Source organism: Hymenobacter sp. H14-R3 (genome assembly GCF_030063445.1).
In the GTDB taxonomy this organism is placed as follows: domain Bacteria; phylum Bacteroidota; class Bacteroidia; order Cytophagales; family Hymenobacteraceae; genus Hymenobacter.
This window is the reverse complement of the sequence record NZ_JASITD010000009.1, coordinates 127,518-147,479: the sequence shown is the minus strand read 5'-3', so window position 1 is coordinate 147,479 and position 19,962 is coordinate 127,518. Positions and strand designations below refer to the sequence as shown.

The 19,962-nt window shown below is 63.9% G+C and carries 19 protein-coding genes; 10 read left to right on the top strand and 9 right to left on the bottom strand.

Features of this window, described 5'->3' with window-relative positions:
- Nucleotides 1–144: 144 nt before the first annotated feature.
- The gene (gene nfi, locus QMK33_RS10600) at nucleotides 145–834 is read right to left on the bottom strand and encodes a deoxyribonuclease V (RefSeq protein WP_283564560.1); all 690 of its coding nucleotides are present in this window, start codon (nucleotides 832–834) and stop codon (nucleotides 145–147) included.
- A gap of 206 nt (nucleotides 835–1,040) precedes the next feature.
- Between nfi and QMK33_RS10595 the strand changes: the two genes are divergently transcribed.
- The 4 genes from QMK33_RS10595 to QMK33_RS10580 all read left to right on the top strand — a co-directional run bounded on the left by QMK33_RS10595 (nucleotide 1,041) and on the right by QMK33_RS10580 (nucleotide 4,172).
- The gene (locus tag QMK33_RS10595) at nucleotides 1,041–1,619 is read left to right on the top strand and encodes a DUF1990 family protein (RefSeq protein WP_283564559.1); all 579 of its coding nucleotides are present in this window, start codon (nucleotides 1,041–1,043) and stop codon (nucleotides 1,617–1,619) included.
- Entirely contained in the window at nucleotides 1,612–2,304 is a 693-nt protein-coding gene (locus QMK33_RS10590; RefSeq protein WP_283564558.1) for a DUF1990 family protein, read from the top strand. The genes QMK33_RS10595 and QMK33_RS10590 overlap by 8 nt, the downstream gene beginning before the upstream one ends.
- Before the next feature lie 94 nt (nucleotides 2,305–2,398).
- The gene (locus tag QMK33_RS10585; RefSeq protein WP_283564557.1) at nucleotides 2,399–3,448 is read left to right on the top strand and encodes an NAD(P)-dependent alcohol dehydrogenase; all 1,050 of its coding nucleotides are present in this window, start codon (nucleotides 2,399–2,401) and stop codon (nucleotides 3,446–3,448) included.
- Nucleotides 3,449–3,581: 133 nt separating this feature from the next.
- Nucleotides 3,582–4,172 carry a DUF4468 domain-containing protein gene (locus QMK33_RS10580; protein WP_283564556.1) on the top strand — a complete coding sequence of 197 codons (591 nt, stop codon included), beginning with the start codon at nucleotides 3,582–3,584 and terminating at the stop codon, nucleotides 4,170–4,172.
- Nucleotides 4,173–4,282: 110 nt separating this feature from the next.
- Here the strand turns inward: QMK33_RS10580 and QMK33_RS10575 are convergent, their stop codons facing one another.
- Together QMK33_RS10575 and QMK33_RS10570 are read right to left on the bottom strand one after the other, a co-directional pair.
- Nucleotides 4,283–6,610, bottom strand: a complete 2,328-nt coding sequence (locus QMK33_RS10575) for a M20/M25/M40 family metallo-hydrolase (protein ID WP_283564555.1) — start codon at nucleotides 6,608–6,610, stop codon at nucleotides 4,283–4,285.
- Between the two features lie 297 nt (nucleotides 6,611–6,907).
- Entirely contained in the window at nucleotides 6,908–7,759 is an 852-nt protein-coding gene (locus tag QMK33_RS10570) for a ribonuclease H-like domain-containing protein (RefSeq protein ID WP_283564554.1), read from the bottom strand.
- A gap of 54 nt (nucleotides 7,760–7,813) precedes the next feature.
- Between QMK33_RS10570 and QMK33_RS10565 the strand changes: the two genes are divergently transcribed.
- The 4 genes from QMK33_RS10565 (at nucleotide 7,814) to QMK33_RS10550 (ending at nucleotide 13,107) form a co-directional block, all read left to right on the top strand.
- On the top strand, nucleotides 7,814–9,130 hold the full coding sequence (locus QMK33_RS10565) for a helix-turn-helix domain-containing protein (RefSeq protein ID WP_283564553.1): 1,317 nt from the start codon (nucleotides 7,814–7,816) through the stop codon (nucleotides 9,128–9,130).
- Between the two features lie 251 nt (nucleotides 9,131–9,381).
- Entirely contained in the window at nucleotides 9,382–11,898 is a 2,517-nt protein-coding gene (locus tag QMK33_RS10560; RefSeq protein WP_283564552.1) for a TonB-dependent receptor, read from the top strand.
- Nucleotides 11,899–12,288: 390 nt separating this feature from the next.
- A complete protein-coding gene (locus QMK33_RS10555) occupies nucleotides 12,289–12,624 on the top strand; it encodes a hypothetical protein (protein ID WP_283564551.1) in 336 nt (111 codons plus the stop codon).
- Between the two features lie 96 nt (nucleotides 12,625–12,720).
- A complete protein-coding gene (locus QMK33_RS10550) occupies nucleotides 12,721–13,107 on the top strand; it encodes a hypothetical protein (protein ID WP_283564550.1) in 387 nt (128 codons plus the stop codon).
- A 95-nt stretch (nucleotides 13,108–13,202) separates the two neighbouring features.
- On the opposite strand, the gene QMK33_RS10545 is transcribed toward QMK33_RS10550, so the two are convergent.
- From QMK33_RS10545 to QMK33_RS10530, 4 genes are all read right to left on the bottom strand, one after another.
- The gene (locus QMK33_RS10545; protein ID WP_283564549.1) at nucleotides 13,203–13,544 is read right to left on the bottom strand and encodes a hypothetical protein; all 342 of its coding nucleotides are present in this window, start codon (nucleotides 13,542–13,544) and stop codon (nucleotides 13,203–13,205) included.
- 42 nt (nucleotides 13,545–13,586) lie between these two features.
- Complete coding sequence (uvsE, locus tag QMK33_RS10540) at nucleotides 13,587–14,576, bottom strand: UV DNA damage repair endonuclease UvsE (protein ID WP_283564548.1); 990 nt, start codon at nucleotides 14,574–14,576, stop codon at nucleotides 13,587–13,589.
- 247 nt (nucleotides 14,577–14,823) lie between these two features.
- Nucleotides 14,824–15,501 carry a carboxypeptidase-like regulatory domain-containing protein gene (locus tag QMK33_RS10535; protein WP_283564547.1) on the bottom strand — a complete coding sequence of 226 codons (678 nt, stop codon included), beginning with the start codon at nucleotides 15,499–15,501 and terminating at the stop codon, nucleotides 14,824–14,826.
- A gap of 243 nt (nucleotides 15,502–15,744) precedes the next feature.
- Nucleotides 15,745–16,992 (bottom strand): metallophosphoesterase, encoded by a 1,248-nt coding sequence (locus QMK33_RS10530; RefSeq protein WP_283564546.1) that lies wholly within the window; start codon nucleotides 16,990–16,992, stop codon nucleotides 15,745–15,747.
- 114 nt (nucleotides 16,993–17,106) lie between these two features.
- Here QMK33_RS10530 and radC point away from each other — a divergent pair, with 114 nt between their 5' ends.
- Together radC and QMK33_RS10520 are read left to right on the top strand one after the other, a co-directional pair.
- Complete coding sequence (gene radC, locus QMK33_RS10525) at nucleotides 17,107–17,862, top strand: RadC family protein (protein WP_283564545.1); 756 nt, start codon at nucleotides 17,107–17,109, stop codon at nucleotides 17,860–17,862.
- A gap of 184 nt (nucleotides 17,863–18,046) precedes the next feature.
- Nucleotides 18,047–18,682: a DUF1684 domain-containing protein gene (locus QMK33_RS10520; RefSeq protein ID WP_283564544.1), complete on the top strand. Its 636-nt coding sequence runs from the start codon at nucleotides 18,047–18,049 to the stop codon at nucleotides 18,680–18,682.
- Between the two features lie 39 nt (nucleotides 18,683–18,721).
- Here QMK33_RS10520 and QMK33_RS10515 read toward each other — a convergent pair whose 3' ends face one another.
- Both QMK33_RS10515 and QMK33_RS10510 read right to left on the bottom strand, forming a co-directional pair.
- A complete protein-coding gene (locus QMK33_RS10515; RefSeq protein ID WP_283564543.1) occupies nucleotides 18,722–19,045 on the bottom strand; it encodes a prolyl oligopeptidase family serine peptidase in 324 nt (107 codons plus the stop codon).
- 288 nt (nucleotides 19,046–19,333) lie between these two features.
- Nucleotides 19,334–19,813 carry a nuclear transport factor 2 family protein gene (locus tag QMK33_RS10510; RefSeq protein WP_283564542.1) on the bottom strand — a complete coding sequence of 160 codons (480 nt, stop codon included), beginning with the start codon at nucleotides 19,811–19,813 and terminating at the stop codon, nucleotides 19,334–19,336.
- Nucleotides 19,814–19,962: the final 149 nt, after the last annotated feature.

Genomic DNA, 19,962 nt, shown 5'->3' with positions numbered 1-19,962 from the left:
CTCGCAAAGACAGACGTTTTGCGGAAGTCCTACTTAATGCTGTACTAGTAAAGGCCGCACCAGACGAAAGCAGCCCTCAGTAAAGCTAAGGCCAGATTTTGGGATATACAGATGAAGCCGGCCGCCGGGCCGCCTGCCCCCAGCTCAGCGCACTTCTTTTTTGAATTGCTCGGCCCAGTAATCGGCCAGGCGAGTGGGCTCGGGGAGCTTGTAGCCGCGCAGGCAGGCCAGGGTGAGGCGGGTGGCGGTGGCTTGGTCGCAGCGGTGGCCGGGGCTCACGAAGAGCGGCAATATCTTGTCTTTGCTGCGGATAACCTCGCCAATCAGCTCGCCCGTTTTGGCGTCGGTGAGCGGGGTGATGCTGCCCTTTTCGGGGGCCGGCTCCTGGAAGGTGCCCGTGAGCTTTTGCTTGGCCACGCCGAAGGTGGGCAGGTCGAGCAGCACGCCCAGGTGCGCGCCAATGCCCACCCGGCGCGGGTGCGCAATGCCGTGGCCATCTACCATAACCACGTCGGGCCGGTGCGTGAGCTTGGCGAAGGCCTGAATGACGTTGGGCGCTTCGCGGAAGGAGAGGAAACCCGACACGTAGGGCATGGTGACGGGGCCGTAGCTGTAGACCTTCTCCACCAGCTCCAGCGATGGGAATTTCAGCACCACGAATACCGACAGAATGGTATCGGGCGTGGGAAACGACGAGTCGCAGCCCGCAATCAGGTGCGGCTCGTGGGGGAGGGGCTCGGTGCGCACGCGCTGGCGCAGCTCGTTTTGCTGCGCCGTGAGGCTGCGTACCAGCTCGGGGTCGGGCGGCGGGCCGGGGGGGCGGTAGTAGGCCATGCTCTTTAATAAGGAGGAAGGAGGAGTTATGAATGAAGTGGGCGGGGTTCGCGCAGGCGTTTCTTTTTACGCTACGCTACGTAAACGCAATGCGAAGTAGGTGAAACCAGGTGCTAAATCGCCCAACTCATACTTCACCATTCTTACAAGGCTTACGCAATGGCAACTTCCTCTTGCGTAAAGCCTAAATTCATAATTCCAACAAAATGGTATCTTCTGATGAGCAGCCCGTTGCCAAGGGCACTGGCCCCGAGCTGGCGCGCCGCTACTACCTCGATGTGGAGCGCCCGCGCCTGACGCCCGCCCAGCTGATGGCGGCGGTGCAGGCCGACCTGCCCAGTTTTTCGCCCGGCTTGCTGGCTGATTTTGAGCGCACGCAGGGCACGGAGGGCGAGCTGCACGTGGGCGACGAGTTTCACATCAAAATACTGGGCCCTTGGAATGGCAGCGTGCGCGTGACCCAGGTGAGCGCCAGCAGCTTCGAGCTGGTGACGCTGGCGGGCCACCCCGAGGCCGGTACCATCTGCTTCGAAGCCCACGCGCTCGACAGCCGGCCCGATGCGCTGCGCTTCGAAATCCGGTCGCTGGCCCGCTCGCGCGACGGGCTGGTGGCTTTCGCCTACGACACCATTGGCGGTGGCAAGCTGATGCAGGAGGCCACCTGGGTCGAGTTTTGCGAGCGCGTGGGACAGGCCAGCGGTGGCCAGGCGCTGGGCCCGGTGGTGGTCGAAACCACGCGCCACGCGCCCGATGGTACTGCCAGCCAAACTGTTACCCATGAGTAGCCTCACTGCCCAGCCCGGCGCGCCGCCCGCCGCCCCGGCCGCCTGGGAAAAATACCGCGACCTGCTCGCCACCTACGCCCACGCCAAGGTCAACTACAACTACGAGGCCCAGCAGGCGTACACCCCGGCCACCGGCTGGCGGCTCGACGACTACGCCACCGACCTGCCCGCCGAGGACCCCGGCCCACCCGCCGCCGCCGGCTCGTTTGCCGCCGCCCAGGATGTGCTGCGCCGCTACGCCTTCCCGCCACCCAACCTGATTACCGGCTACTTCGACCCGCAACAGCCGTTGGATGAGCGCATTATGGTGCTGCGGGCGCACTTCCTGGTATTCAACTTCTACTTTGGGGTGCGGATAGTCGATGTGGTTGACGAAGCCGCGCAGCCCGGCCCCGACGGCCCCGAGCGGGTGTGGGGCTACGGCTACCGCACGCTGGAAGGCCACTTCGAGAAAGGCCAGATTAACTTTTCGATTCACAAAAACCTGATGACCGGCGCGGTGCAGTTCCGTGTTCACGCCGTGTCGCGGAAGGGGCACATCGGCAACCCCTTTTACTGGCTGGGATTCAAGCTGTTCGGGCGCACGTTGCAGCGGCGGTTTGCCCGGCAGTCGCTGGTGCGGATGCGCGGGCTGGTAGCGGCGGCATTGGCCCGGCCCCAAACAAAGGCCGGGGTGCCGGGTTAAGCCCCTACTCTACGCAAAAGCGCCGCCGTGGCCCCTTCGGGCTCCTGCGGCGTTTTTGTAAGGAATTATTAGCTATCTCTAAACCAAGCGATTAATGTCGACTACCAAAGCTTACGCGGCTCCTGCCGCCAGCATTCCCCTTGAGCCTTTCCAGCTGGAGCGCCGCGCCCCCGGTGCCCACGATGTGCAAATTGATATCCTGTTCTGCGGCGTGTGCCACTCCGACCTGCACCAAATCCGCGATGAGTGGGGCGGCTCGATTTTCCCGATGGTACCCGGCCACGAAATCGTGGGCCGCGTGTCGGCCGTGGGCGACCACGTAAAGAACTTCAAAGTGGGCGACCTCGCCGGCGTGGGCTGCATGGTGGACTCGTGCCGCGAGTGCTCATCGTGCAAAGAAGGCCTGGAGCAGTACTGCGAAACCACCGGCATGGTGGGCACCTACAACGGCCGCGAAATTGCCACCGGCCAGCCTACCTACGGCGGCTACTCGCAAAGCATCGTGGTTGATGAGAAGTACACCCTGCGGGTGAGCGAGAAGCTCGACCTGGCCCGCGTGGCCCCGCTGCTGTGCGCAGGCATCACCACCTACTCGCCCCTGCGCCAGTGGAAAGTGGGTGCCGGCCACCGCGTGGCCGTAATGGGCCTGGGCGGCCTCGGCCACATGGCCGTGAAGTTTGCCGTAGCCCTCGGGGCCGAAGTAACGGTGCTCAGCACTTCGCCCGAAAAAGAGGCCGATGCCAAAGCCCTGGGTGCCCACAAGTTTGTGGTAACCAAGGACAAGGACCAGTTTAAGTCGGTAAATAACTACTTCGACTTTATCATCAACACCATCTCGGCCCAGATTGACCTTGGCTCGTACGTGAACCTGTTGCGCCTCGACGGCACGATGATTTTGCTGGGCGTGCCCACCGAAGCCCCGCAGCTGCACGCCTTCAACCTCATTGCCAAGCGCCGCCGCGTGGCCGGCTCGCTCATCGGCGGCATCGCCGAAACGCAGGAAATGCTGGATTTCTGCGCCGAACACAATATTATGTCGGATATTGAAATGATTGATATTCAGCACATTAATGAGGCATACGAGCGTATGCTGAAAGGCGACGTGAAGTACCGCTTCGTGATTGACGTGGCTTCGCTAAACTAAGCAGCCGCGGCGTAGCCGTTAAAGCTCGCCTAGTAGAAGGCCGTGCCACCCGTGGTGCGGCCTTTTTGCGTGCGGGGGCCCGCTGCCCGGCCCGGCCACCAACTATTGGCAGGGGCTTTGCGTAGCCAAGGGTATGAGAATTCTTCTGCTACTGCTTTGCTTAGGCACGGCGCTGGGCGCGGTGCCCGCGCAGGCACAGGTAAAACTGCCCAAGCTGCGCGGCTGGGTGAGCCCGCTGCCCACCGACTCGGCCACCGGCAAGGTGTCGTACAAAGCGGTGGTGCAGGTGCCCGGCGCGTCCTCGGCCGAGCTGTATAAGCGCGCCAAGCAATGGTTTGCCGACGCGCCCAGCACCACCAAAATGTCCCTGCAAACTGACGATGCCGCCGGCGGCCGCTTGGTGGGCCAAACCGGCGAGCTGGTAATGCAAAACTTTTTCGGGGCCAACGTGCAGGTGCCGCTCTGGCGCACCATCACCATTGAGGTGAAGCCCGGCCGCTTCCGCTACCAGATTACCGATTTTGCCTTCGACAGTGGCAAGGGCCTGGGCGCGGTGACACCCATTGAGAACTACCTGACCCCCAACGCCCTCACCTTCGACGCCAACGGCTACCCGCAGCCGGTGCTGCAATCCACCATCGACGCCATTCAGCGCAGCGGCCGCCAGCAGGTGAGCGCCATCCGGCAGCGCGTGAGCGGTAAATCGACGGACGATAACTGGTAGTATATGAAGTAGTTATTGAGCAAATAGGAGCTAGGGTACTTACTCAAAACACGCCTGTCATTGCGAACGCAATGACAGGCGTGTTTTATATGAGCCCGCCCATTACGTATTTAAAGAGCAAATTCCTGCCGCACTTGGGTGGTGAAGCTGTTGTAGCCCGGCGCGGGCACCACCGTGGCCGGCAGCGGGGGCAGGCCCGGCGCGGCCGGCAGCCCCAGGCGGCGCGTGGTAACGGCCAGCTGCAACGGCCCTTTGCCTGCCAGGCGCACCACGAGGATTTCGCCGGCCGGGCGCGGGGCGAAGAAGGAAACGGTGAGCGGGCCGGTGGCCGGGTGCAGGCTGGCGGCGGGCAGCGGGTGGCCGGCCACCCGCAGGCCCCGCAGCTGGGCCGCATTGCTGATAACGATGCTCAGGCTGCTGACCTCGGGCTGGCCGGGCCGCAGGCGAAGCGTTAGCTGGCGCCGGCCGGCTACTATGCTGTCGGCCAGCACAGTAAGGGTAGGGGCGGCCAGCGCCAGCCGGGGCGCGGCCTGGTAGAGGATGGGCGCGGCCGACTGCGGGAAGAGCGCCGGCAGCGGGCCGTAGTGCGGCTGCGTAAGCACCCGCCGGGTCCAGGCACTGGGCTGCGGGGCGGCCGATAACCAGTAGGCCTGGCCGCGGGCCGCATCGAGGGCGTAGAAGAGGTGGGCTTGCTGGGGCTGGTCGGCGGTGGGCTGGCGGGTGGCGTGGCCTACCGCCAGCGCCGCGGCCATCACCCCCAGCGCTACGCCCGGCAAGCCCCAGCCGATAGCGGGCTGCCGGCCGCCAGCCGTGGGAAAGCTCACCAAGGGTAGTACCAGCGGCAGCAGCAGTCCCAGTAGCACAGCCAGTAGCGCCAGCGCCAGCAGCACCAGTGGGCTCAAGCCGAAGAGTATCAGCAACAAATACAGTACCTGGCCCAGCAGCGCCACGGCCGGCAGCGCCAGCAGCCACCCCACCAGATTCGGGGCCTGGGGCCGGGCCTGGCTAACCGTTTGGCACAGCCGCAGAGCCCAGGCCAGCGTAGCCGCCAGCAGCGGTAAGCTCAGCAAAAAAGCCGACGAGGCGGCCCGCCATTGCAGCAGGCCTAGTAGCAGCGCCACCACCAGCAGGGCCCCACCCGCCTGCGCGCCGGGCCGCAGGTAGCGACTCAGCCAGCCGTAGTAGGCGGTAAAAATGGCCCCGCCCAGCGCCAGCAGCGCCACCTGGTAGGCCGGCGCGTTGTAGGCCGCCCGGTCGTAGAACGCGCCGTACTGCGGGTAGGCGGCGGCTACCAGCGCCAGCAGGCCCCAGCCCGCCGCCAGCAGCAGCAGCAGCCCGCCCAGCCAGGCCAGCGCCCCGCCCAGCAAGCTGCCCCAGCCCAGGCTACTCCGAAAGTTAGCCAATGCTAAAACGCTGATTAGCAACAGGATGGTGAAGGCCGAAATGCCCAGGTTCCAGCTGGCCGGGTAGTGCACCAACCAGGTGCCCAGGGGGTTGAAAAATGTTTCGTCGGGGCCCTTGGTGTGAGCCAGCGAAATGCTGCTGAAGTGCCGCACCAGGCTTAGCATGGCGGAGCCGTGGTGTTGCAGCGAGCCCAGGCTGAGGTGGCCGGGCGTGTCGGCCGGGCTGTGGTAAAAGGGGTAGCCGGCCACAAAGGCGAAGTTGAGCCCCGTGAGGCCGGCCTGGCGCAGCGGCGTGAAGTCGGTATTATTGGGCAAGTGCCGGTAGGCTTCGTAAAACAGCGACGACGCGATGGGCGCGGGCGCGGCCTGGGCGTATTCGCGCATCACCCAGCCATTATTGGGGCTTACCTCGAAGGTGAGGCTGGGCCCGGCGTTGCCCCGGCCCTCGAAGTTGAGGGCTACGCCCACCGCGCGGCGCAGGCGGGCCGTGTCGGCGGCGAAGGCGCGGGCCCCCAGCAAGCCGGCCTCCTCGCCATCGCTGAACAGCCAGATAACGTCGTTGGCCAGTGGTGGGCCGGCCCGCAGCGCCCGCAGGGTTTCGAGCATGGCCGCCACGCCCGCGCCATCGTCGCCGGCCCCGGGCGTGTGGGGCTGCGAGTCGTAGTGGGCCAGCACCAGCACGGCCTTGCCGCCCGGCTGCCGGCCCGGCAAGCGGGCCACCACATTCTGGATGCGGGCGGCCGTAACCTGGCCGTGGTCAGCTACTAAAAGACTGGTATCCTGCACGGTAGCGGCTACGCCCAGCGCCCGGCAGCGGCGCAGCAGGTAGTCGCGCACGGCCGCCTGGGCCGGCGAGCCGAGCGGGTGGGGCTGGCGGGCCACCACGGCCACATCGGCCAGGGCGCGGGCGGCCGAAAACTCGGTGGCTGGCGCAGTGGCCGGCACCGGGCGCGGCGGCCGCACCAGCCCCACCACCAGCCCGGCAAAGAGCAGCAGTCCCAGCAGCGGCAGCCAACGAAAAAAAGGCGTATTCATGCTCCCTGTGGTTGGCTTTCCCTGTGAAATGCCTAAGCAAAGCAACTGCTTTTCAGGCATTATCGCAAGTTATGCACCATAAGACGCTGGTTAAGTGCCTATAGCAGAGCTTGTAGGCAAGCCGGGGGCAGCGGCGTGGCAGTTGGGGTTACCCCGCCGCCGCGCCGCCGCCCCCGGCTTATTTAATGCAGCAAATGCTGCCTTGTAGGCTCACCGCGCCACGCAGTGGGCGTGGCGCACGGCCCCTCTTCCTGGCTCAGGCGGTAGTAGGCCAGCGGGCTGGTGGATAAGCAGCCGTTAGACTGGTGCAACAGTGCTTTGGGTGTTTAGCCAGGGCGTTTGCGTGAGCTGCACTTCGGGCCACAGCTCCTTTAGCCCAGCGTAGTGCAAGTACACGCGGGCCGTGGCGATAACGTCTTTTTCGCAGTACGTAACGATTCGCTGCAAATTTTTCTCGACCCAGTAGGTGTGCCCCACCTGCGAGCCGTCGATATCGTCCTTCGGCGATGGGATGCCGAAAACGCCGGCTAGCAGCGGCAGCGAGATGTGGCCCTTGTTATCGCCAAATTTCCAGAGGTCCATGGTGTCGAGCAGGTGGGGCAGGTCCCAGGGCTTGTGGCCGGCCACGTCGAGCATGGGCGGAATGGGCTGCCCGCAAATGAGCAGGCGCCGGCCCAGGTAGCCGTAGTCGAACTCGCGGCCGTTGTGGGCGCACAGAAAGCTGCCGTCGGGGGTGGCCGTGTCGAGCTTGGCGTAGCGGGCGGGGCCGTAGGGTGCGTAGCGCGCCAAAAACTGCCCGAAGCTGCGCAGCACCTCGCACTCGTCGTCGGCGGCAAACGACTTGGTGCGGAATTCCAGCGTCTCGTCCTTCAGCGGCCGGAAGTAGCCCACCGAAATGCACACCACCTTGCCAAACTCGGCGTAGAGGCCGCCGTTGCGGAACAGCTCGGCGTGCGTCTGGCCCTCGGCCAGCTCCTTGGCGTGGCGCTTATCGCAGAATTTTTGCCACAGCGGCTGGTGGGTTTCGGGCAGCTCGGCGTGGGTAGCGTGGCCGGGCACGGTCTCAATATCGACGAAGAAAATGCGGGTGAGGTCAACGTGGCGCAGGATGTGCATGGGGGCCAGAAAAAGCGGGGCGGGGTAGCCCAAAGCTAAGCGAATATAGTCGGAAAGCCTGGGTAGGCGCGGCGTACTTTTGTGGCCATGTTGTTCCAGTTTGGTCCCCGTAGCGCCCTGCTGTTGCCGTTTGTGGTGCCGGGTATAGTAGCCACGGCCTGGCTGCTGGCGCGGGCAGCCAGGCGCGGCACCTGGCCCGATGCCCTGCTGGCGCTGCTCATTGTGCTGCCCACGCTCACCATTGTGCAGTGGATGCTGGGCTTTGCGGGCTGGTACGACAGCCACGACGGCTACTCCACGGCCATGTTCTACGTGCCCTGGCAGCTCAACCTGCTGCTGGGCCCGGCCTATTACTTCTACTTCCGCAGCCTCACCAGCCAGGAGTTTCGGCTGGGGCCCCGCGCCTGGTGGCACCTGGGGCCGGGCCTGCTGAAGGTGGCCTTTTTTGGGGTGGCCCTGGCCTACGACCTGGGTTGGTGGCGGGGCCTGCGCGGGCGGGCGCTGCCCTACCACTTTGGTACCAAGGGGCCCGTGGCCGAGCTGCTCGACGGCCTCAACCGGCCGGTGGGCTACGTGCTCTACGTGCTGCTGCCCGTGTACTGCTGGTGGGTGCTGGTAGATTATCGCCGCTACACCCGCTACCTCGACGATAACTTCTCTGACCCCGAGCGCCTGCGCTTTGCCGGGTTTCGGCAGCTGCTGCTGTTGCAGGTGGGCAGCCTGGGCCTGAGCCTGTTGTTTGAAGTGCTGGACCAGGTGTTTGATTTCGGCTACACGGAGGCCTGGAATTACTTTGCCCTGCGCGGCCTGTTCATCTACGGCCTCATTGCCGTGGGCATTCAGGCCAACTACGCGGCGGCCAGCAGCCCCCTGCGCTTCGACCCCGATGCCCAGCCCGACGGGCCCAGCGCGGCGCTGGTGCCGTTGGAAACCACCGCCGGCCCGGCCCAACTTGAGGCGCCCCCCGCGGTAATAAGGAACGGTATAGTAGCAGCCGAGCCCGCGGAAACGCCAGCTGGTGCTGCGCCGCCCACGCCGCCCGGCTTGCCCAGCCTGCCACCCGAGCTGCTGGCCTGGCGTAATAAGCTGCTGGCCCTCATGGCCGCCGAGCAGCCCTGGCTGGAGCCCGAGCTCACCCTTACTGAGCTGGCCCAGCGCCTGCGCACCAACCCCGGGCTGCTCTCCAAGGTCATTAATGCGGGCTGCGGGCAGAACTTCAACGACTTCGTGAATACCTACCGGGTGCAGGAGGCGCGCCGTAAGCTGGCCGATGCGCGCTTTGCCCACTACTCGCTGGTAGGCGTGGCCCTGGAAAGCGGATTCAACTCTAAATCAACGTTTAACCGCGTGTTCAAGAAGCTCACCGGCCAGGCCCCCGGCGAGGTAGTGCGTCCCAAATCATAAGTTGGGGCGGGCCAACGCATAGTCTGGAGCGCCGGGCCCAGGGTAGGCAGGCACCTTTGTGCTCCTTCTAATTAGTGCCCCAGGCCATGCAACACAATAAGGTAATGCCCCGCGCCGCCCGGCGCGGTAACGTTTGGGGCCGACGCGCGGTAGCTGGGCTGCGCGGGCTCAAAACTATTGGCCGGGCAAGCAACCAATCAGCCCTTAGCGGCATCTCTGGCAGCATACCCGTGCTGCCGAATTATTTATTTATGAAAACAAGTACTCAACTGCTACTCTCTTTTCTGCTGTTGCTAGTAGCGGCCCGGCCCGCAGCGGCGCAAGCGCCGGCTACGGCGGCCCCCGCCGCCACGGGCGCGCTCACCGGCACGGTGCTCGACTCGCTAAGCCGCCAGCCGGTGGCCTACGCCACGGTGGTGCTGCTGCCGGCTACCGGCGACAAAGCCCTTACCGGCGTGGCCGCCGACGACCAGGGCAAGTTCAGCCTTACCAAGCTGGCGGCCGGCACCTTCCGGCTGCGGGCCAGCTACGTGGGCTACGGCACCCGCACCCGCACCGTAGTGGTGGGCACGGGCACCACGGCGGTGAGCAATTTTCAGCTGCCCACCACGGCCCAGGCGCTGGGCGAGGCCATCATTATCGGCAGCAAGCCGGTGGTGGAGGTGCGCGCCGACCGCCTCGTGTACAATGCCGACCAGGACGTGAGCAACGCCGGCGGCACCGCCCAGGACGTGCTGCGCAAGGCCCCGCTGCTGGCCGTGGATGGCGACGGCAACGTGAAAATGCGGGGCTCCAGCAATTTCAAGGTATTGGTCAACAATAAGCCCTCGCCCACGCTGGCCCGCAACCTGGCCGAAGCCCTCAAGAGTATTCCGGCCGAGCAGATTCAGAGCGTGGAGATAATCACCACGCCATCAGCCAAATACGATGGTGAAGGCACGGCCGGCATCATCAATATCGTGCTTAAGAAAGGGGTAGACCAGGGCCTGAACGGCCGCGTGGGAGCCAGCAGCGGCAACCGCAACAGCAACTTCAACTCGTCGCTCAATTTTAAGAAGGGCAAGGTGGGCTTCACCTCCTCGGCCAGCGCGGGGGCCTGGTACCGGCCCGGCGACTTTAGCCGCGACCGGCGGGGCTTCAGCGCGTTGGGGACCGACACGCTGCGCCAGCGCGGTAACACTTACGATAAGGGCGCCTGGTACTACGGCACGGTGGGCCTCGACTACGACCCCGCCGAGCACCACACGCTTTCGCTGGCCGGCTCGGTGAACGGCTACGGCGGCAACAGCACCCAGAACCTGCTCAACCGCTACACCTCGTTCAACCCGGCCGCCAACCAGCTCTTTTTGCGCGACACCAAGAACCTGTTTAGCGGGCTCAACGTGGAGGCCACCGGCACCTACACCCGCACCTTCGCCACGGCCCGCAAGGAGTGGAGCACGCTGGCCCAGTACGCGCTCAACAACGGCACCTACGGCTACGATTTCGACCAGTACAACAACTCGCTGGTGGCCCTCGAAACCAACCAGGCCAGCTACCGCGAGCGCAGCCGCGGCCGCACCCCCGGCCACGAGGTCACGTTCCAAACCGATTTCACCCAGCCCTTCGGCGATAAAAACGCCCTGGAAGTGGGCCTCAAAGCCATTTTTCGGCGCACGGGCTCCGTGGCTACCGTCGATGGCCTCACGCCGGCCCTGGCCCCCGACTTTGCGCCGCTGGCCGGGCGCGCCACCGATTTCAGCTACTCGCAGGATGTGCAGGCGGCCTACGGCATCTACTCGCTGGGCGTGGGCAAGAAGTTTACCGCCAACCTCGGCACCCGCCTGGAGCGCACGGCCATCGCGGCCGAGTTTCGGGCCACGCCCACGCCGTTTGAGCCGCGCAGCTACCTCACGCTGCTGCCCAACGGCAGCGCCCGCTACGCCTTCACCGACGCCAACAGCCTGCGCTTTGCCTACAGCCGCCGCATCACCCGGCCGTTTATCGACTACCTCAACCCCTTCGTGGACCGCTCCGATGCCAAGAACATCACCTACGGCAACCCCAACCTCGACCCCGAGCTAACCGACTCGTACGAGCTGAGTTACAGCACGGCCATCAAGACTACCACTATTAATGCCGCGGCCTCGGTGCGCCACACCGGCAACGCCATTGAGCAAATTCGCTTTGCCACCACTAACCCCAGCGTGCCGCTGCCCGCCGGCGTGCCCAGCGACCCCAGCATTACGGCCCAAACCTTCGCCAACGTGGCGGCCAATACCTTCTACCAGTTCAACGTGTTCCTCTCGGCCAAGCCGCTGGCCAAAATGGACCTCAGCGCCGGCCCCGATGTGCAGTACATCGTGCGCCGCAGCCCGTTTCTCAACGTCGAGCGCCGGGGCTTCACGGCGGGCATCAACGTCAACGCCTCCTATAAGTTCGACAAGGGCCTCACGCTGCAAGGCTTCACGTACGCCTCGCTGCCCACGCCCGAAATCCAGGGCACCGGCTCGGCCAACCTTTACTACCAGATGGGCGTGAAAAAGACCTTCCTCAAGGAAAAGGCCGACCTCAGCCTCAACATCGCCAGCCCCTTCAACGCCTACTGGCCCTACCGCTCCACCACCACCACGCTGGCCTTCGACGAGCGCACCGAAAACCGCTCCTACCAGCGCGCCTTCCGCTTCAATTTCAGCTACCGCTTTGGCCAGGGCAGCCAAACCAAGCAGCGCAAGAGCATCAACAATGACGATACCAAGGGCGGCGGCGGCAGTAAGCAGGGCGGTTAGCAACTGGGTGGTTATATGGGCCATCCGCGCTCCACTGCGTTGCGCTCAGAAAGACCACCTGCCGTTGGTGGCGCGCCGCCAACGGCAGGTGATTGCAAAATGCAGCAAACTGATTGTGAGAAGATTAGCTAACCAGTAGGCCTGATGGGATGCTGTTTACTAGCTGAGCGCTTGGTAGTTGGCGTAATAGCAGTAATTTTTTAAAAATTATAACTTCTGACTTATGTGCTAGTAAGTCATTAAGGGTTAGTGAGTAACTGATGAATATGGTTGGGATTGGGCGCCGCGTTTGTGTAAATCTCTTGATAATCAGGCAACAACTAGGGGCGGGTGTTGCGTACAAGGCCAGGCTATCCAGCTATTTAGTCTAAACCTTACTATCCCCTGACCATGAAAGCCACCTCCCTTTTCCTTGCCGCCGCCTTCGCCCTTTGTGCTACCGCTGCTTCGGCCCAGACTGTACCTACCACCACGCCTTCGACCACGGGTACCGGCACCATGACCACCCCCGCTACGGGTACCATGGCCCCCGGCACCATGAATAACGGTACCATGACCCCCGGTACCAGCACCGGTACGATGGATAACGGTACCATGACCCCCGGTACCATGACCCCCGGTACCATGAACGACAAAGGTACCATGCGCAGCAACCGCCGCATGAACAAGGGTTCGAAAATGAAGACCAAATCGGCCGATGGCACGATGAACAAAACCACGATGTAGTAGCCTTTTGGCAACCACTATCGTAAGGCTTAAAGCTGGCTGTTCCCTGGGAGCGGCCAGCTTTTTTTCTTGTCATCATTTATTTTTATCTTCGCCATGAAACGCTTACTTATACTCGTAGTCAGTGCGTTATCGGCCACCGCGCTGCACGCCCAAACGGTGCCCTTCGATGCCACCGCACCCATGCGCGGCGGCAGCCAAAACCAAACCTCGGTGCCGCCCCTCAACCCGGCGCTTAACCAGAGCACCATCCAGGGGCCATCGCAGGTGCAGCGTACCACCAGCAGCTACGATGCCCTGCCCAGCCGCATGTCCGACGGCCGGGTGCCCGTGGCGGCCACGCCCGAGCAGTCGCCCACGGCGGTGCCCGACGTGCGCGAGCAAGGTCTCATTCCGCAGCAGCGCCGGCGACAGTCGAGCGATATAGTACCTACGCGGGCCTCTAGCTCCAGCAACGTTAACCAGCGCCGCCCGCAGCCGTAAGCTTAGCTAACTAATTGTATAATAAATAGTTAGTAAAAAGGCCGGCCTTCTCTTAAAGAAGGCCGGCCTTTTTAGGTTGGTGCTTGGTGGGGCGCTTACTTGGCAGCGTGGGCCAGCAGCTCGTGGCCGTGGCGGCGCAGGGTGTCGGCCAGCTTCAGCAGGTCGTCCTTGATATCGGCGGGGGCGTGCTGGCTGGCCTGGCTGGTTTGGTCGCCCAGCATGGCCAGCGAGTTGCCGATGGCCGTAGCGCTCAGGCTGCCGCTGGTAAGCAGCGATTGCAGGTTGCCCATTTCGCGGGCAATGTCCTGAAACTCGGGCTGGCCGCTTTGCAGAAACTGCTGCTGCCAGGTTTCGGTGTTATCCATGGCCGAGCCAAGGGGCAGGCTGGTCAGGCCGTTTTGCAACCCCGAGAGGGTCGCGTGCAGAAGGTCATTCATCGGAAAAAAGAAAGGGTAAGAAAAGAAAAACTAAGCAGCCGGTTAGGCTTTAGGTTTGGTAATGCGCTTTTTGGGCGGCGTGACCGGGCTAGCTGGGCGGGGCTCAAATGCCGGGGGCGCGTAGCCGGCCGGCATGGGCGGCAGCAGGCCGCGGCCGCGCAGCAGCTGGGCGGCGCGCACGGCGCTGGCCTCCTTGTCCTTGATTTCGAGCATCATATCCACGTCCAGCCCGTCGAGGTCGGTGAGGAAGCTTTCGAATAATTCGGGTATCAGGGTGTCGGTATGCTTGCCTTTGCGCTCGTCGGGGGCCTGCGAACTGTAGTCCATCATCAGCACGCCGTCGCGGGTGGGGTGCCAGGTGGCGGCGGCCAGGCGCAGGGCCTCGCGCATGGGCTCGCCGTGGTTGAGGCACTCGTGGTGGAAGTTGTCGAACAGGATGGGCACGCCCGTTACCTCGTGCAGGCCCAGGCACTCGCGCAGGCTGTAGAGGCGGTCGTCGTTCTCCACCACCAAGCGGGTTTTCACGGCTTCGGGCACCAGCGTGCGGAAGGTTTCAGCCCAGCGGGCCAGGGCCGCGGGCTTGTCGCCGTAGGCTCCGCCGGCGTGGATTTGCAACTTAGCCGTCGAGTCGAGCCCCATCAAATCGAGCATTGCGCCTTGGTACACCAGCTCCTCCACGCTGCGACGCACAATGGCGGGGTCGGGCGAGTTGAGCACCACAAACTGGTCGGGGTGAAACGAGATGCGCAGCCCGTGCTGCCGCACGTACGCGCCAATAGCCTCAAAATCAGCCGCGAAGCGCTCCTGCCACGGAAACGTATTGACCTCGTGCGAGCCAAACGGCACCACGTCCGAGCCAATGCGGAAAAATAGTAGCCCGTGGGCCACGTTCCACTCCAGTATCTGCCGCAGGCAAGCCAGGTTGGCGGCCACCGTCGCCTCCAGACGCTCGGGCGAGTAGGAGGCCAGTCGAAACGTGCTGGCCGCACTGCACGGCAGCGTTTCATTCACGCAGGGATATCCAATTTTCATTCCCTAATGCTTACGCCGGAATGAGGCTGCGCGTTTACAGCAATGAATAATTAACAGGGCGCAATGAGCAAAAATGCAAGGAGAAATATGCAAAAGGAGCGTCGTGCTGAACGCAGGAAAGCATTTCGCGTGGGGTGCTAACTCAACTGTTCAACGGGTTTGATTACTGTCCCGCACGAGATGATTCCCTGCGTTCAGCACGACGCTCTTTTACTCATCACCCATCACCCCATTATCCAAACAAAGCCTACTCATAGCCGCGGTTGTCGCGGAAGGCCTTGTTGTACTCGGCGCGTTTTTGCCGGGCTTTTTCGGCGGCATCGCGGGCTTCCAGCTCCTGCACTTTGCGGCGCTCCTTGCCCTGGCGCGAAAACTGGTCGTAGAGCCAGTCCACATTGGAGCCGCTGATGGTGGGGGCCTCAGCCTTGGGGGCGGTGGAGTCCACGGCGAAGAGGGGTTTGGGCTTGGGGCCTTTCTTGGGGATTTTGGCTACCGGCTGCACGGGGCGTTTCATGTTGCGCAGCGCCCGGTTGATGGCCGCGCGGTCGGGCCGGTCGGCCGTGACGCGCACCTCGCCCAGCTGCACCGAATCGCGGTCGAGCTTCACCTGCACCACCAGCTGCGAGAGCGTGGTGCCGCCCAGCACCACGCGGTGCGGCTTGTAGCCCACCGCCCGGAAGAGCAGCGTGTCGGTGGGCAGGGCGATGATGAAAAAATCGCCTTCAACCCCCGCCGCCACCCCGCGGCGCGTGCGCTCTACCAGTACCGTAGCCCCTGCAATGCCCTGCTTGCTCGCCGCCGCCGAAACCGTGCCGCTCACCCGCACCGTGGGCGAGGGGCTGCCGGCCTGCGCCCACGCCCGCGTAGTCGCCAGGGCAAACAGGAATAAGAGGCTGACAAACAGCAGAATGCGTTTAAAAAACAAAGGGGCTACCGGTAAAAACACAACTCATTTAACGCAACTTCCCTACAAAGCTGCCACCAAATGAGGCAAAAAAAACCCGCGCCGTTGCAGACGCGGGTTTTTTGCAGACTAACGGCGAGTTTTTGCCGCCTGGTGGGCGGGCGGGCGGCCCTGCTGCCGGCGGCGCCCTGCGCTGGCCCGGGCCCTTGGTGAGCGGTGGTTTGGGGGCTGGGCCCGCCTTGTTTTGCCCGCGCCCCGCCCGGCCTACGCCCGGCGCAGCTCCAGCAGCGTTATCTCGGGCAAAAAGCCCACCCGGCCGGGGAAGCCGAGGTAGCCCAGGCCCACGTTCACGTACAGCTTTTGGCGACCTTGCTCATACAGGCCGGCCCACTGCGGGTAGGAGTACTGCACGGGGCTCCACTTGAGGCCCGGCAGGTTCACGCCGAATTGCATGCCGTGGGTGTGGCCACTGAGTGTAAGGTCAACATCTTGGTAATCAAGCACCTGCGCTTCCCAGTGCGAAGGGTCGTGCGAGAGTAGCAGCTTGAACGGGGCTTGGCCGCTGGCGGCGTGGGCCCGGGCCAGGTTGCCGTGCTTGGGAAAGTTGCGGTGGGCGCTCCAGTTTTGCACGCCCAGCACGGCCAGCTCGTCGGTGCCGCGCCGGATGGTGTGGCTTTCATCGAGCAGCAGCCGCCAGCCTATTTTGGCGTGGTTGCGGGCCAGGCGTTGCAGGTTTTCGCGCTTGGCCTCCGGGCTGGGCCACTGCACGTAGTCGCCGTAGTCGTGGTTGCCGAGGATGGAGAAAATGGGCAGCTCCGATACGATGCCCGCCAGCGCCTCGATGTGCGGCTCCACTTCGGGGGCGCGGTCGTTCACGAGGTCGCCGGTCATCACGATGAGGTCGGCTTTCTGGGCATTGATAATGGCCACGGCGCGGCGCATGGGCTCGGTGTTGCCGTTGAAGGAGCCCGTGTGCAAGTCAGAGATTTGCAGAATTTTAAACCCATCGAACGAGGCCGGCAAATTGGGGTAGCGCAGTACTACGCGGCGCACCTGGTAGTCGGTTTTCCCCTTCACCATGCCCCAGATGAGCGCCAGTAGTGGCACCGCGCCCAGCCCCAGCGCCAGCCGGCTGATAAACTGGCTGCGCGTGAGCGGCGTGGCCCCCGGCCCGGCCGCCGCATCGCTGGCAAAGCCCCGCGCCGCCCAGCGCGCCAGCCGGGTCAGGTCTTCGAATAGCATCGGAAAAACGACTATCAGCTTGGCAGCCAGCAGCACCAGCGGCACGCCCAGCAGGTAGCTCTTGAGCTCGATGGCGCCATCGTGGCGGGTAGCGGCCGCCCAGAAGCACAGCGCCCACAGCCCCAGCGTGAGGGCCCAGTAGCTGAGCGCAAAGCCGCGCCGGGCGGCTAGCGAAGTGAGGTTGAGGGCCGTGCGCACGGCCACGAAGCCGTAGGCCTCGGCCGCGATTATCAGCAAGAATATTGCCCAGAAAACAAGTCGGTTCTGCATACGAAAAGCCAAACGGCCGGCCCTCGCTTTAGGTTTGGCGAGGCGCGGCGGCCGGCCGGGCTGACGGGCAGCCGACGGTTTTATTTTACATTGCCGCTATAATTCAGCCCCCTAATGCTTTCTGCTGCCCCGCTGCCCCCCGATAACGACGACGACTTGCCCGCCGCCGCGCCCTACACCCCGCCCGCCAGCTTCGGCATCAAAAGCTGGGCCGAGGAAGACCGCCCCCGCGAAAAAATGGTGCAGAAGGGCCGCGCCGCCCTCTCCGACGCCGAGCTGATTGCCATTCTGCTGGGCTCGGGCACCACCAAGCTCACGGCCGTCGATGTGGGCATGCTGATGCTGCAAGCCGTTGATAATGACCTCAATGAGCTGGCGCGCCTCAGCATCAAGCAATTGTGTCGCCACCCCGGCGTGGGGCCGGCCAAGGCCATTGCCGTGGTGGCGGCCCTGGAGCTGGGCCGCCGCCGCAAGGAGCAGGGCGCGGGCCGGCGCACCACCATCGCCAGCTCGCGCGATATTTACCAGCTGGTGCGGCCGGCGCTGCAAGACCTTCCCCACGAGGAGTTTTGGGTGATTTTGCTCAACCGGGCCAACGTGGTGATGCGGCAGGAAAAAATCAGCAGCGGCGGCGTGGCCGGCACCGTGGCCGACCCCAAGCTCATTTTCAAGCACGCCCTCGAAAACCTGGCCAGTAGCATTATTCTGGTGCACAACCACCCCAGCGGCAACCGCCAGCCCAGCGGCGCCGATATCTCCCTCACCAAAAAGCTCAAGGAAGCCGGTAATTTTCTCGACCTGCCCATCCTCGACCACCTCATTTATACCGACAATGGCTACTACAGCTTCGCCGACGAGGGTATGCTGTAGCGTAAGCTTTAGCTTGCGAGCGAGCGCCAGCGAGCAGCTTGCGGTTGGGCCGGTTGGCGCAGTTATGCCTGCTCGCTGGCGCTCGCTCGCAAGCTGAAGCTTACGCTACATTACTGCCAATCGGCGCGGTTATGCCTGCTCGCTGGCGCTCGCTCGCAAGCTGAAGCTTACGCTACATTGCACTATGCGTAAAATTTTGTTGCCTTTGGGCTTGCTGGCGGTGTTGGCCCTGCTCTTCTATAGTTGGTCAGATACCCAGCCCGCGGCCCAACCCGCCAGCGCCCCCGACCCGGCCTATCTGGCCCAGGTGCGCCAGGCGCGGCAGCAGAAGGACGCCGCTTTTCGCACGGCCGATACCTCGCCCATTCTGGCGGGGCAGCGGGCGGCGTTTGCGGGGCTGCGCTACTACGGGCCCGATGCCGCCTACCGCGTGGTGGCGCGCCTGGCGCGGGCGGCCGTGCTGGCCCCGCTGCCGCTGGCCCTCACCCGCGGCTCGGCCGATGCCTACGTGCGCTGGGGCACCGCCGAGTTTGAGCTGGGCGGCCAGGTCCAAAAGCTGGTGCTGCTGCAAAAGCAGGGCAGCACGAACGAGCTGTTTCTGCCCTTCACCGACCCCACCAACGGCCAGCAGACCTACGCCGGCGGCCGCTATATCGACCTGCCGCTGCCCGCGCCCGATGCCACCGAAATCACCCTCGATTTTAACACAGCCTACAGCCCTTTTTGCGCTTATAACCACGAGTATAGCTGCCCCAAGCCGCCCGCCGACAACCGCCTCACGGTGGCCGTGCGGGCCGGCGAGCAGTTGGCGCAGCCCTGAGCCGGCTGGAACTCCGCCCGGCAGCAGGACCGGTAAGCCCTATTTCATGGCTTGCGTAGCGGGCTGAAAATCAGGGTGTCCGGCTTGCCACAGGGCGAAGGCGTACATGGTGGCGAAGTTGCGGAAAGCCACCTGCTTGTCTTCGGTAAAGTGGCCGTTGCCGTAGTTGGCTTGCAGCAGCACGGGCTTGCCCGAGGTGCTGGCGGCTTGCAGCGCGGCGGCAAACTTGCCGGGCGGCCACACAATCAAGCGCGGGTCGTTCATGCCGCCTACGCAGAGCACGGCCGGGTAGTTGGTGCCCGCCCGCACGTGCTGGAAGGCGTCCATTTCGTAGAGGCCGGCGCATTGGGCCGAGCCCTTCACGGTGCCAAACTCGAGGCGTTGACGGGGCCTTGAGCCAGGCCAGCGTTCCGGGGATTTTGGTGTCTGCCAGCCAGCGGTAGTTATCCACCACGGGCCGGCCAAAATAGGTGTCCGTAACGGGCCGCACTGGCGTGGCCGGCACGCCCTGGGCCTGCGCGGGGCACGCGGTTGCCGGCCCCGCCAGGGCCAGCAGTGTCAACCAAGTAGTTTTCATAAGGTAGAGCGAGTAGGTAGGTAAAATATTGACGCACAGTATTTTATCTACATACTGTGTGTCAAAGAGCCTGGTTAAGCGGGCAGCATTTTCGACTGCACCACGGCCATCTGCCACTTGCCATCGCGCAGCACCCAGGCTATCATCATCTGCATGGTGTTGCTGAAGGCCTTGCCGTTTTCCACGCCGCTAAAGTTGCTGGTCGATACCGTCACGGCCGCGTTGCCGTAGCGGTTCACCTTCACGGGGCCTACCAGCTTCACGGTAGTGGGGCCCCATTTATCGAGGTAAGCCAGCTCTTCGGTGCGGTTGCCGCTGCTGTTGCTGGGGTTGTAGTGCACGTATTCGGGGGCCATGTAACCGGCCATGGCCGCCATGTCGTGCTTTTGAATAGCGGTGCCCAGCTGCTCAACGAGGCCGGTAAACAGCTGCTCGTCGGCGGTGGGGGTGCTGCTGGCTACCACGGCTGGGCGCTTGGCAGTGGTGGCCAGCTGCGCGGCCGCGGGGGTGGTTAGCAGCGCTAAGGCGCTGAAAGTAAGCAAGAAAGCTTTCATGAGAATAGCAGAGAGGAGTGAGCGAACTATGGCCCAAAAGTATCGGCACGGAGTCTTGGCGGATAGTATAAATGCGACATTGTTCGGGGTGCCCGCGAAGGGCGGCCGTACGTCCCAGACCAGTATTTGCCCGCACCTTTGCGGCCCAC

What these genes read in the sequence shown, in the direction of transcription:
- nfi (WP_283564560.1), bottom strand. Translation starts at nt 834, where the DNA reads ATGGCCTACTACCGCCCCCCCGGCCCGCCGCCCGACCCCGAGCTGGTA.
- QMK33_RS10595 (WP_283564559.1), top strand. Translation starts at nt 1,041, where the DNA reads ATGGTATCTTCTGATGAGCAGCCCGTTGCCAAGGGCACTGGCCCCGAG.
- QMK33_RS10590 (WP_283564558.1), top strand. Translation starts at nt 1,612, where the DNA reads ATGAGTAGCCTCACTGCCCAGCCCGGCGCGCCGCCCGCCGCCCCGGCC.
- QMK33_RS10585 (WP_283564557.1), top strand. Translation starts at nt 2,399, where the DNA reads ATGTCGACTACCAAAGCTTACGCGGCTCCTGCCGCCAGCATTCCCCTT.
- QMK33_RS10580 (WP_283564556.1), top strand. Translation starts at nt 3,582, where the DNA reads ATGAGAATTCTTCTGCTACTGCTTTGCTTAGGCACGGCGCTGGGCGCG.
- QMK33_RS10575 (WP_283564555.1), bottom strand. Translation starts at nt 6,610, where the DNA reads ATGAATACGCCTTTTTTTCGTTGGCTGCCGCTGCTGGGACTGCTGCTC.
- QMK33_RS10565 (WP_283564553.1), top strand. Translation starts at nt 7,814, where the DNA reads ATGTTGTTCCAGTTTGGTCCCCGTAGCGCCCTGCTGTTGCCGTTTGTG.
- QMK33_RS10560 (WP_283564552.1), top strand. Translation starts at nt 9,382, where the DNA reads ATGAAAACAAGTACTCAACTGCTACTCTCTTTTCTGCTGTTGCTAGTA.
- QMK33_RS10555 (WP_283564551.1), top strand. Translation starts at nt 12,289, where the DNA reads ATGAAAGCCACCTCCCTTTTCCTTGCCGCCGCCTTCGCCCTTTGTGCT.
- QMK33_RS10550 (WP_283564550.1), top strand. Translation starts at nt 12,721, where the DNA reads ATGAAACGCTTACTTATACTCGTAGTCAGTGCGTTATCGGCCACCGCG.
- QMK33_RS10545 (WP_283564549.1), bottom strand. Translation starts at nt 13,544, where the DNA reads ATGAATGACCTTCTGCACGCGACCCTCTCGGGGTTGCAAAACGGCCTG.
- uvsE (WP_283564548.1), bottom strand. Translation starts at nt 14,576, where the DNA reads ATGAAAATTGGATATCCCTGCGTGAATGAAACGCTGCCGTGCAGTGCG.
- QMK33_RS10530 (WP_283564546.1), bottom strand. Translation starts at nt 16,992, where the DNA reads ATGCAGAACCGACTTGTTTTCTGGGCAATATTCTTGCTGATAATCGCG.
- radC (WP_283564545.1), top strand. Translation starts at nt 17,107, where the DNA reads ATGCTTTCTGCTGCCCCGCTGCCCCCCGATAACGACGACGACTTGCCC.
- QMK33_RS10520 (WP_283564544.1), top strand. Translation starts at nt 18,047, where the DNA reads ATGCGTAAAATTTTGTTGCCTTTGGGCTTGCTGGCGGTGTTGGCCCTG.
- QMK33_RS10510 (WP_283564542.1), bottom strand. Translation starts at nt 19,813, where the DNA reads ATGAAAGCTTTCTTGCTTACTTTCAGCGCCTTAGCGCTGCTAACCACC.